Genomic DNA, 10,815 nt, shown 5'->3' with positions numbered 1-10,815 from the left:
AGTGTAGCGGTTATCACGTCGCCCTGTCACGGCGAAGATCGCGGGTTCGATTCCCGTCGGGACCGTAAGATAACGGAAGTTATTTTAGACTCGTTAGCTCAGTTGGTAGAGCAATTGACTTTTAATCAATGGGTCACTGGTTCGAGCCCAGTACGGGTCATATTTGCGGGTTTGGCGGAATTGGCAGACGCACCAGATTTAGGATCTGGCGCTTAACGGCGTGGGGGTTCAAGTCCCTTAACCCGCATAATAGAAAGTAGCCGGCTTAGCTCAGTTGGTAGAGCATCTGATTTGTAATCAGAGGGTCGCGTGTTCAAGTCATGTAGCCGGCATTTTTTTATATAGAATAAGAGGTCGATGCGAACGTAGTTCAGTGGTAGAACACCACCTTGCCAAGGTGGGGGTCGCGGGTTCGAATCCCGTCGTTCGCTTAGAGAGGCCGGGGTGGCGGAACTGGCAGACGCACAGGACTTAAAATCCTGCGATTGGTAACGATCGTACCGGTTCGATCCCGGTCCTCGGCATATAATGATGAGCACCCTTAGCTCAACTGGATAGAGTACCTGACTACGAATCAGGCGGTTAGAGGTTCGAATCCTCTAGGGTGCATTTTTTCTATTTAACTCGGGAAGTAGCTCAGCTTGGTAGAGTACTTGGTTTGGGACCAAGGTGTCGCAGGTTCGAATCCTGTCTTCCCGATTCATGGCGGTGTAGCTCAGCTGGCTAGAGCGTCCGGTTCATACCCGGGAGGTCGGGGGTTCGATCCCCTTCGCCGCTATATTGATCTTGTTGGACCTTTAGCTCAGCTGGTTAGAGCTCTCGGCTCATAACCGAGTGGTCGTAGGTTCAAGTCCTACAAGGTCCATTGTAAATAATGGAGGATTACCCAAGTCCGGCTGAAGGGAACGGTCTTGAAAACCGTCAGGCGTGTAAAAGCGTGCGTGGGTTCGAATCCCACATCCTCCTTTTTATATTAACGCGGGATGGAGCAGCTCGGTAGCTCGTCGGGCTCATAACCCGAAGGTCGTAGGTTCAAATCCTGCTCCCGCAATTTGGCTCGGTAGCTCAGTTGGTAGAGCAATGGATTGAAGCTCCATGTGTCGGCGGTTCGATTCCGTCTCGCGCCATATTTTATTTTATTAAGCGGGTGTAGTTTAGTGGTAAAACTACAGCCTTCCAAGCTGTTGTCGCGAGTTCGATTCTCGTCACCCGCTTTGAACTTTGTTCAAATTACCAAGTTTTTAACTTGGGCGCGTAGCTCAGGTGGTTAGAGCGCACGCCTGATAAGCGTGAGGTCGGTGGTTCGAGTCCACTCGTGCCCATTAATAGGAGAATTACTCAAGAGGCTGAAGAGGACGGTTTGCTAAATCGTTAGGTCGGGTAACTGGCGCGGGGGTTCGAATCCCCCATTCTCCGTATACAGAGAGCTATAAAGCGAGTGTAGGAGCTTAAATCAACTTATACCTATTAATTAAATATTTTGGAGAATTACTCAAGAGGCTGAAGAGGACGGTTTGCTAAATCGTTAGGTCGGGTAACTGGCGCGGGGGTTCGAATCCCCCATTCTCCGTGATACAGTTTGAGAACCTTTATCAACTCTAGTGGGTTGAAGAAAAGCTAAGATCGAGAAAGGACGAATTTCGTCCTTTCTTTTTTGATGTTGGGAGCGATGAAAATCCTTTTTTTGAAGTTTTCAAGGTTCCGAAAACCAAAGGCATTTCGTTTGATGAGTTTAATGAGATTATTAGTCGCTTCCAATTTTGCGTTGGAATAAGGTAACTGAAGGACGTTGACAATCTTCTCTTTATCCTTGAGGAAGGTTTTAAAGACAGTCTGAAAGTGAGGGTGGACCAGATTGAGATTATTTTCAATGAGTTCGAAAAAATTCTCTGCCTCCTTGTTCTGAAAGTTAAAAAACAAGAGCTGATAGAGATTATAGTGTTTTTTCAGGTCTGGCGATAAAAGCGTTTATGACTTAGTTTCCGACTCTCCTGTTGGATGAGTTTCCAGTAGCGTTTGATTGCCTTATATTCGTGCGATCTCCTATCAAACTGATTCATGATTTGGTTGCGAAGGCAGCTCATAGCACGGCCGAGATTTTGTACAATGTGAAAGCAATCGAGGATGATTTTAGCAGAAGGAAAGAGTTTCTTAGCGATGTCGTAGTAGGAGCTAAACATGTCCATTGTAATGACTTTCATTCCATTTCGGACCTGTCTAGAATAACGAAGGAAATGATTGCGAATCGTTGCTTGAGTCCGTCCGTCTAAGATAACTAGGATCTTATTTGAATCAAAATCTTGTGCAATGAAGCTCATCTTACCTTTCTTGAAGCTGTATTTATTCCAAGACATGTGAGTTGGAAGATAAATCTGTCTTGAATTTAAACTCTTTCAGTTTACGAATGACGGTGGAAGTGGAGATAGCCAAGCTTTCAGCGATGACCGTCATAGGAACTTTCTCGATTAATTTTTGAGCGATTTGGTGGTTTTTCTTGACTAAGGGAGTCTCTGCGACAGCCATTTTTTTACAGACTTTACAGCGGAAGCGCCGTTTCCTTAGACGAATTAGAATTTTGTATCCCGCACATTCTAGATAAGGGATTTTAGATTTTTTTTGAAAATCATATTTCTTCAGTGATTTCCTTTTGGGGGATCCATATTGATAATATCTACACTCTTGATGTTAGGGTCTTTAATATCAAGTAGGTTTGTGATAAAATGTGCACTTAATTTGACAATTCAAGCCAACAAAATAGGCTCCATAATCTCATAGTGGTTTTACTCACTACAGAATTATAGAGCTCTATTATCTAATGCCGTTTCACTAACTTTCATACTAGAAAAAATCATAAATAGACTAGATTTAGTGGTATACTAGGGTTAGGGACTTTAAGTGGCTGGGGGATAATCGAGATGAAAAATGGAGTAAAATTTCATAGTATTTTTTATAGATTTATACTATTTATCTTTCTAGTATTTCTAACTGTGATTTCAATGATCTTAGATGCAAAAAAAGCGCAAATTCACTTTTTTAATCTATCTTTGACTATCGGACAAGAGGAGTTGAAGGTTGTTACAGTTGCGGTTTTGCTCCTTACTTTTCTTCTATCTTTCTTGTTCAAATGGAAGTGTTTAATCCATAAAACTGGGATTTATCTAAGAAAAATTGATTTATTTGTAGATTGGAATGAGATTAGAGGTCTTAGCCATGTCTGGATAAATGAATATCATCGTGGACCTCATGGTTTCCCGTTCTATAATCGTAAGACGCTGGTTATTTATAGAGAAAATTATCAACCGATTTGCCTTTATAATATTTCAATATTGGCCTTATATGTGGCTAAATGTTATCATCCAAAATTGAAAACTAATATAGTCTCAGCAACGTTAGCAAGTCTCTTCAATATGGCTTTAAATGCATGGTTCTTGTACGAGATGTTTAGTAAAAATTTGGTGAATATAAAAGCTAAAGTCTTTATGTTTTGGCTGCTTTTGTATGCTGTTAAAGTTTTTGCACTTCCATTGGTCATGCTTGGACACGAAAATCACTGCTATGGGGTTTCTTTGGTACATAGCACGGCATATAAAAAGAATGCTTCGAAAGCTATTAACCTGTAAATTGTTGACAGGAAGCCAGCTATTTATATATCTGTTGCTTTCTACATTCAAAAAACACTATATGTTGCTAGTTGCATATAGTGCCGTTGTTAAGTCCAGCGAGTGAGTGAGATTTCACCACTATTGAGCCAGATTTCTGTCTGGTCATCAAGCTGGATAAGGAGTTGTCCTTTGTCGGAGATGTCCTTGGCGACTCCTTTTTTTTCAGTCTGTTCTTGGATAAAACTGACCTCTCTTCCTAGAACAAGAGAGTGTTCTTTATAAAGATAGAGTAGTTCTTCGGGTGCTGTTTGGTAGAAACAACGCCAAATTTCTGAGATTAGTTCGTTTCGTGTGATAGGAGCTGGTGGTGTAAAGAGACTTCCAGCTTTTTCTTTTATCTCTTTGGGAAAATCGCTGATGGCAAAGTTGATTCCAACGCCGATAATGACGTCTGTTACTAGGCCTGTTTCCACGGACGTCATAGCTTCGGTGAGGATACCTGCTATTTTTTTATTTTTAAAGTAGATATCATTTACCCATTTGATACCCACGTCAATCAAGGTGAGGTTTTTAATGGCTTTGTAAATGGCACCTGCTGTAAGTAATGTGTAGGCAGGAAGCTGGTCATAGGTGAGATTTGGCTGAATATGTAATGACATATAAATACCTCCCTGAGCAGGAGAGTAGTATGGACGCTGAAAGCGTCCACGACCTGCTGTTTGACATGTGGAAAGATAGAGACTATTTCCCTGACTTCCCCCTTCAATTCCTTCTTTTGCATCTGTTTGTGTTGATTTTGTTTCAGGTTTGTAGAAAATAGTTAAGTTGGTTTTCTCTTGAATCAAATCAGGTAGGATCAAATCGCCTTGAATAAGTTTGTAACCTTTATTTTTAATACTGTCAATCACGAGCCCTTCTTGTTGGAGGCGTTGAATTGCCTTCCATATGGATGTACGACTTAACGACAGTTCTTCTGCAATTTTTTCTCCGCTAACATAGTCGTTTTCTCTAGCTAATATTTGGTAGACTAGTTGGTGTGATTTCATTGATTTTCCTTTCTAGCTAAGAGGGAGTGAGAGAGTTCTTTTCGAGTTTGACTCGGTGTTTTATGAAAAAACTGCTTGTAGGCTTTTGAGAAATGGAGAGGATCTGAAAAGCCGACGGAGTATGCAATGACTTTAATAGATTCTTCAGTATGTTCCAGAAGTTGTTGTGCACGATGCATCCGAACGTAGAGTAGATACTCTTTTGGAGAGAGTTGGTGAAATTCTTTAAACACACTAGTTAAGTAACTTCTATGAACCGATAGCTCTTTAGCTAAATCTTGAATGGTGAGCGATCGTGGATAGTGACTATCTATCAATCGTTTGCAGTCAAGATAGAGCTGGTGAGTTGATGAAATATTCTCTTTTTTCTGATTTGGAGCAATCGTTCCTAGATGAAACATTAGTTCATGGAGTTGTCCCATGATGTGGAGTTGAGCCAATTCATTAGATTTTGTAATCTGAGCGAAGCGGACAATATCTGAGATGAGTTTTGCAGTTGTCTGTGTATGACAGTTATTTGACTGGATGAGGTAGGATTGGTCAGAAATTTGAGATAGAGCAAAGTAGTCAGGTGCCCTCCCTCCAGTGATCCCCAACCAGTAGTAAGCCCAAGGATCCTGGCTATCTGCTTGATAAAAGGTTAATTCATCTGGTTTTAGTAAAAAGAAATCTCCTGCCTTTAAATCAACAATTTTCCCCTTATAATGGAACTGCCCTTTTCCTTTAGTAATGTAATGTAGTACATAGGTATCTCGAATAGCTGGGCCAAAAGAGTAATTAGGCGTGCATTCTTCATAACCGTAGAAGCTAAGAGAAAGATCAATTGTTCCAGTCTGGTATTCTGAAAAAACGAGCATGGGCCACCTCCTACCTAACATTTTACCATACTTTGTATACATTTCTCTATTTTAGAAAGCGCTTTTATGTGATAAAATTTTATCAAGAAATGGATGAGGTACAATTTATGGGAGTTCGAATAGAGAATAATCTATTTTACGTTGAGAGTAAAGGTTTAAGTTTGATTATTGAAAATAGGGATGGGTTCTTATTATTAAAACATTTAGGAAAGACTATTAAGAACTATAGAGGGGCTAATAGTGTTTACGAACGCGATCATGCTTTTTCTGGTAATCCTATAGCTACTAATCGAACCTTTAGTTTGGATACGCAACGTCAGATTTTTGGACAACATGGTTTGGGTGACTTTAGAAAACCAACTTTACAGATTCAACATGATGCAACTGAAGTAACAGACTTTCGATTTGTAGAAGCAAAGATTTTAAAAGGTCAGAATGGTCCACAGGGCTTACCTTCTCCTCACAGCATGGATGCTACAGAGACGCTTGCCTTGATTTTAAAAGATCCTCAAGCTAAACTTAGTCTGACTTTGTATTATACTGCTTTTGATAATGATGCGACAATTGCTAGTTACAGCAAATTGGAGAATAATAGCAATCAGGAAGTTGTCATTCATAAGGCCTTTTCTTTTATGGCTGATTTTCCTGCTGCAGCTTACGAAATAGTGACTTTACAGGGAGCTTATGCTCGTGAAAAGACTGTCCGACGTCAACAGGTAGAACAAGGAATTTTTTCGATTAGTTCGAACCGTGGAGCTTCTGGGCATGCTCAAACACCAGCTCTTCTATTATGTGATCAAGGAGTTACAGAGGATGCTGGGAATGTGTTTGCTCTACAACTACTGTATAGTGGAAACTTCGAAGCTTTTGTCCAAAAGAATCAACTGAATGAAGTTCGGGTTGCTATTGGCATTAATCCAGAAAATTTTTCTTGGAAGTTAGATCCTGAGGAAAATTTTGAAACACCGGTAGCTTTAGTGACTTATTCAGATAAGGGATTAACTGGTATTAGTCATGAAAGTCAGAATTTTGTACTTAAGTACATTATGCCAAGTAAATTTTCTAAAAAAGAGCGTCCAATTCTAATTAATAACTGGGAAGCTACCTACTTTGACTTTCAGAGAGAAAAATTGTTAGAACTAGCTGATGAAGCTAAGAAAGTTGGTATTGAAGTTTTTGTATTAGATGATGGGTGGTTTGGTAATCGCTTTGATGATAATCGTGCTTTAGGTGATTGGGTTGTGAATGAGGAAAAATTGGGTGGAAGTCTAGAAAGTCTGATTTCAGCGATCCATGAAAGAGGTTTGCAGTTTGGGCTTTGGTTAGAACCGGAGATGATTTCTGTTGATAGCGACTTGTATCGTAAACATCCTGACTGGGCCATTCAGGTTCCAGGTTATGAGCATACCTATTCTAGAAATCAATTAGTACTTAATCTTGCCAATCCCCAGGTAGTAGGATATTTGAAAAATGTCTTAGATGAACTCCTCTCTCATCATAAAATTGACTACATCAAATGGGATATGAACCGTAATATTACTAATCTGGGGAATGGTTCAGTTTATCTGGAAACCCAGATGCAATCTCATCAGTACATGCTGGGGCTTTACGAACTCGTTTCTTATCTGACAGAGAAACACAGTCATATTCTCTTTGAGTCCTGCTCTGGTGGCGGTGGCAGAAATGATCTTGGTATGATGCGTTATTTCCCACAAGTCTGGGCTAGTGATAATACTGATGCCATAGCACGTTTACCTATACAGTATGGATCATCCTATCTCTATCCAACCATTTCTATGGGAGCTCATGTGTCAGCTGTACCGAATCATCAGATGGGACGAATGACACCATTGGAAACTCGTGGTCATGTAGCAATGATGGGAAATCTGGGTTATGAGCTTGATTTGACAAGTTTATCAGATGATGAGAAAGCTGAGATTGCTAATCAGGTGAACTTGTATAAAGAATTGCGACCAGTAGTCCAGTTGGGAAATCAGTATAGGTTAATCAATCCCGATGCTGAATCCAATGAAGCAACTGTGCAATTTAACTATGGAAATCAAACGATTGTAACCTACGTCCGAGTCCTATCAGTTGTGGAAACAATGGAAACCACCTTGAAACTGAAAGACTTAGAAGTGGAAGGGCTTTATGAGCTGGAAGGGACAAACATTGTTTACTCGGGTGCAGAGCTCATGTATGCAGGTTTAACTGTTACCTTATCACCAGGAGATTTTTTGAGTAGACAGTATAAATTCAAGAGACTATAATAAAAGCGTATAAATTTATCAAGGAGGCATTCCAATGAAATGGTATAAGAAAGCAGGTTTTCTTTTAGTAGCTGGGGCAAGTTTACTAGGCCTAGTGGCTTGTAGTCAGAACAATCAATCAGCTGATGGTAAGGTAACGATTGAGTTTTTTAACCAGAAGACCGAGATGGCAGATACCTTGCAAAAGATAGTGGATGATTTTGAAAAGGAACACCCTAATATTGATGTGAAGCTGACTACAGTACCTTCAGCTGGAATTGTGCTAAAGACTCGGATTTTATCAGGAGACGTTCCAGATATTATTAATATCTATCCTCAAAATATGGATTTTCAGGAGTGGGCAAAAGCAGGTTATTTTGCAGATATGACTGGGAAATCTTATCTTGAGAACATCAAGAACGACTATGCCGAAAAGTATGCAATCAATAACAAGGTTTATAGTGTGCCCTTAACAGCCAACCTTTATGGAATCTATTACAATAAAACGAAGTTTAAAGAATTAGGACTTGAGGAACCGAAGACTTTTAAAGAGTTTCAAGAGATTGTTAAAAAGATAAAAGATAGTGGAAATTCTCCATTTGCAGTTGCAGGCAATGAAGGCTGGACATTAAATGGTTACCACCAACTTTCTCTCATTACTATTACAGGTAGTGGAGATGCGGCTAATAACTATCTTCGCTTTTCAAAATCAAATGCTATCTCTGCAGATGATGCTATTTTAAAAGCCGATGCAGAACGACTAGATTTATTGGCAGATAATGCTCAAGATGGTTGGCGTGGTGCTTCTTATAATGATGCGGTGGTAGCATTTTCGAGTGAAACAGCTTTGATGATGCCACAAGGATCATGGGCATTAGCGGCAATTAATCAACAGGATCCAAAATTTGAGGTGGGGATGTTTGCCTTCCCAGGAGAAGAAGTAGGAAAAGAAGTTACTGTTGGTGCAGGGGACATGGCATTATCAACTTCGGCTACTACTAAACATCCGAAAGAAACCGAAGAATTTATCAGCTATATGACTAGTCCAAAAGCTATGCAATCATATTATAATGTAGATGGTTCACCAGTTGCTGTAAAAGGTATACAGGAAAAAGAAGACTCAGCGCTTACAGAGATTTCTAAACTGGCATTTACGGATAAACATTATGTTTGGTTGGGCCAACACTGGAATTCTGAAGAAGATTTTTTTAATCTAAGCGCAGGTTATCTGATGGATAAAAATCTGAAAAATATGGCAAACAATCTCAATGCTTTCTTTAATCCAATGAAGGCAGATTTGGACTAGAATAGGAGTTAAGATGATATGGCTATTCGAAAATTTTTAAATAAATACTGGGGTTGGACTTTTTTGCTCATCCCGCTTGCTTTACAAGCTGTCTTCTTTTACTTTCCGATGGTGCAAGGTGCTTTCTATAGTTTGACTAACTGGACTGGATTGACCTATAATTACAAATTTGTTGGCTTGAATAACTACAAATTGCTTATGATTGATGGGAAATTCTTCACAGCGATTGCTTTTACTTTGATTTTAACTCTGGCATTGATTATTGGAGAGATTACGATTGGGATGGTTGTGGCACGAGCCTTAAATTCTAAGATGAAGGGACAGACCTTCTTTAGAGCTTGGTTCTTTTTCCCGGCTGTTTTATCTGGTTTGACAGTTTCCTTGATTTTTAAACAATTTTTCAACTATGGCCTTCCAACGATTGGAAGAATTTTAGGGCTTGGTTTTTTACAAGAGAGTCTATTAGGAACACCTGTAGGAGCGGTAGTGGCAACTATTTTTGTTCTTCTATGGCAAGGAGTAGCAATGCCAATTATTCTCTTTCTTGCGGGTCTTCAGAGTATTCCAAATGATATTTTAGAGGCGGCATCAATTGATGGTGCAACAAGTAAACAAACTTTTTGGAAGATTGAATTGCCCTATTTGCTGCCGACGATTTCTATGGTTTTTATTCTGGCTCTTAAGTCCGGGTTGACAGCCTTTGACCAGATTTTTGCGTTGACGAGTGGTGGTCCAAATAATGCTACAACGTCTCTTGGACTTTTAGTCTACAACTATGCTTTCAAGAGTAATCAATATGGATATGCGAATGCAATTGCCTTGATTTTATTCTTAATTATTGGAATTGTTTCTCTGATCCAAATTAAACTATCAAAGAAATTTGAAATCTAATAGAGGAGTCCTACACATGAAAAAAGAAGAAAAATTGAATCAGTTTTGGAAATACGTCCTCTTGATAGTCGGTGGTATTCTTATACTTGTTCCTTTGTTGGTAACGGTATTTAGTTCTTTCAAGACAACTAAGGATATCATGAATCATTTCTTTAGTTTGCCCAATCCTTTTACCTTAAGTAATTATGAACGATTAATTTCGGATGGAATTGGAGGCTATTTCTGGAATTCAGCAGTTATTACGGTGTTATCATTGATTGTAGTAGCTTTCTTTATACCAGCTGCAGCTTATTCCATTGCTCGAAATATGTCCAAGAAAAAAGCCTTTGCAATTATGTATTCGCTCTTGATTTTAGGGATATTTGTTCCATTTCAGGTGATTATGATTCCCATCACAGTTATGATGAGTAAACTCGGTCTAGCAAATATGTGGGGGCTAGTAATACTCTACCTAACTTATGCTATTCCACAGACTCTCTTCTTGTATGTTGGTTATATAAAAATCAGTGTACCAGATAGTTTGGACGAAGCTGCGGAAATTGATGGGGCTGATCGTTTTACAATTTATCGTCGAATCATTTTTCCAATGTTGAAGCCCATGCATGCGACAACTTTGATTATCAATGCTCTCTGGTTCTGGAATGACTTTATGTTGCCACTCTTGATTCTGAATAAGGATTCCAAGATGTGGACTTTGCCTCTCTTCCAATACAACTACCAAGGTCAGTACTTCAATGACTATGGCCCAAGTTTTGCATCCTATATTGTAGGAATTGTAACGATAACTATTGTCTACCTCATCTTCCAAAAACATATCATTTCAGGAATGAGTAACGGGGCAGTGAAGTAAGAAAGTGCTTAGGG

At 39.5% G+C, this 10,815-nt stretch carries 7 protein-coding genes, 17 tRNA genes and 1 pseudogene; 22 read left to right on the top strand and 3 right to left on the bottom strand.

Going from position 1 to position 10,815, the window contains the following annotated elements; translation table 11 throughout:
- The 17 genes from D8854_RS09345 (at nucleotide 1) to D8854_RS09265 (ending at nucleotide 1,570) form a co-directional block, all read left to right on the top strand.
- Nucleotides 1–62: transfer RNA gene (locus D8854_RS09345), tRNA-Asp, on the top strand.
- A 25-nt stretch (nucleotides 63–87) separates the two neighbouring features.
- A tRNA-Lys gene (locus tag D8854_RS09340) sits at nucleotides 88–160 on the top strand.
- Between the two features lie 5 nt (nucleotides 161–165).
- Nucleotides 166–247, top strand: a tRNA-Leu gene (locus tag D8854_RS09335).
- Nucleotides 248–259: 12 nt separating this feature from the next.
- A tRNA-Thr gene (locus tag D8854_RS09330) sits at nucleotides 260–332 on the top strand.
- A gap of 27 nt (nucleotides 333–359) precedes the next feature.
- Nucleotides 360–431: transfer RNA gene (locus tag D8854_RS09325), tRNA-Gly, on the top strand.
- A 7-nt stretch (nucleotides 432–438) separates the two neighbouring features.
- Nucleotides 439–524 (top strand) — tRNA-Leu (locus tag D8854_RS09320).
- Between the two features lie 11 nt (nucleotides 525–535).
- A tRNA-Arg gene (locus D8854_RS09315) sits at nucleotides 536–609 on the top strand.
- Nucleotides 610–625: 16 nt separating this feature from the next.
- Nucleotides 626–699: transfer RNA gene (locus tag D8854_RS09310), tRNA-Pro, on the top strand.
- A 5-nt stretch (nucleotides 700–704) separates the two neighbouring features.
- A tRNA-Met gene (locus tag D8854_RS09305) sits at nucleotides 705–778 on the top strand.
- A 13-nt stretch (nucleotides 779–791) separates the two neighbouring features.
- A tRNA-Ile gene (locus D8854_RS09300) sits at nucleotides 792–865 on the top strand.
- An 11-nt stretch (nucleotides 866–876) separates the two neighbouring features.
- Nucleotides 877–966: transfer RNA gene (locus D8854_RS09295), tRNA-Ser, on the top strand.
- An 11-nt stretch (nucleotides 967–977) separates the two neighbouring features.
- Nucleotides 978–1,051, top strand: a tRNA-Met gene (locus tag D8854_RS09290).
- A 3-nt stretch (nucleotides 1,052–1,054) separates the two neighbouring features.
- Nucleotides 1,055–1,127, top strand: a tRNA-Phe gene (locus D8854_RS09285).
- A gap of 16 nt (nucleotides 1,128–1,143) precedes the next feature.
- Nucleotides 1,144–1,214: transfer RNA gene (locus tag D8854_RS09280), tRNA-Gly, on the top strand.
- 34 nt (nucleotides 1,215–1,248) lie between these two features.
- A tRNA-Ile gene (locus D8854_RS09275) sits at nucleotides 1,249–1,322 on the top strand.
- A 6-nt stretch (nucleotides 1,323–1,328) separates the two neighbouring features.
- A tRNA-Ser gene (locus tag D8854_RS09270) sits at nucleotides 1,329–1,416 on the top strand.
- Between the two features lie 66 nt (nucleotides 1,417–1,482).
- Nucleotides 1,483–1,570: transfer RNA gene (locus D8854_RS09265), tRNA-Ser, on the top strand.
- A gap of 47 nt (nucleotides 1,571–1,617) precedes the next feature.
- Here D8854_RS09265 and D8854_RS09260 read toward each other — a convergent pair.
- A pseudogene (locus D8854_RS09260) lies at nucleotides 1,618–2,684 on the bottom strand (ISL3 family transposase).
- A gap of 231 nt (nucleotides 2,685–2,915) precedes the next feature.
- Here D8854_RS09260 and D8854_RS09255 point away from each other — a divergent pair.
- Nucleotides 2,916–3,620, top strand: coding sequence for a hypothetical protein (locus D8854_RS09255; protein ID WP_084947183.1), 705 nt, complete (start codon nucleotides 2,916–2,918; stop codon nucleotides 3,618–3,620).
- A gap of 89 nt (nucleotides 3,621–3,709) precedes the next feature.
- On the opposite strand, the gene birA is transcribed toward D8854_RS09255, so the two are convergent.
- Together birA and D8854_RS09245 are read right to left on the bottom strand one after the other, a co-directional pair.
- Nucleotides 3,710–4,648, bottom strand: coding sequence for a bifunctional biotin--[acetyl-CoA-carboxylase] ligase/biotin operon repressor BirA (gene birA / locus D8854_RS09250; RefSeq protein WP_084947180.1), 939 nt, complete (start codon nucleotides 4,646–4,648; stop codon nucleotides 3,710–3,712).
- Nucleotides 4,645–5,505, bottom strand: coding sequence for an AraC family transcriptional regulator (locus D8854_RS09245; RefSeq protein ID WP_084947178.1), 861 nt, complete (start codon nucleotides 5,503–5,505; stop codon nucleotides 4,645–4,647). Before D8854_RS09245 ends, birA begins: the two co-directional genes overlap by 4 nt.
- Nucleotides 5,506–5,612: 107 nt before the next feature.
- Between D8854_RS09245 and D8854_RS09240 the strand changes: the two genes are divergently transcribed.
- Genes D8854_RS09240 through D8854_RS09225 form a run of 4 tightly spaced genes read left to right on the top strand, consistent with a single transcriptional unit; the run spans nucleotide 5,613 to nucleotide 10,801 of the window.
- The gene (locus tag D8854_RS09240; protein WP_125450591.1) at nucleotides 5,613–7,775 is read left to right on the top strand and encodes an alpha-galactosidase; all 2,163 of its coding nucleotides are present in this window, start codon (nucleotides 5,613–5,615) and stop codon (nucleotides 7,773–7,775) included.
- A 34-nt stretch (nucleotides 7,776–7,809) separates the two neighbouring features.
- Nucleotides 7,810–9,060, top strand: a complete 1,251-nt coding sequence (locus tag D8854_RS09235; protein ID WP_125450590.1) for an extracellular solute-binding protein — start codon at nucleotides 7,810–7,812, stop codon at nucleotides 9,058–9,060.
- Between the two features lie 18 nt (nucleotides 9,061–9,078).
- The gene (locus D8854_RS09230; RefSeq protein WP_125450589.1) at nucleotides 9,079–9,951 is read left to right on the top strand and encodes a carbohydrate ABC transporter permease; all 873 of its coding nucleotides are present in this window, start codon (nucleotides 9,079–9,081) and stop codon (nucleotides 9,949–9,951) included.
- A 16-nt stretch (nucleotides 9,952–9,967) separates the two neighbouring features.
- Nucleotides 9,968–10,801, top strand: a complete 834-nt coding sequence (locus D8854_RS09225) for a carbohydrate ABC transporter permease (protein WP_000711270.1) — start codon at nucleotides 9,968–9,970, stop codon at nucleotides 10,799–10,801.
- The last annotated feature ends 14 nt before the right edge of the window (nucleotides 10,802–10,815 follow it).

Source organism: Streptococcus mitis (assembly GCF_003943905.1).
GTDB classification, from domain to species: domain Bacteria; phylum Bacillota; class Bacilli; order Lactobacillales; family Streptococcaceae; genus Streptococcus; species Streptococcus mitis_BC.
Note: the sequence above shows the minus strand (reverse complement) of the source record. Positions and strands in the feature narration are given on the sequence as shown.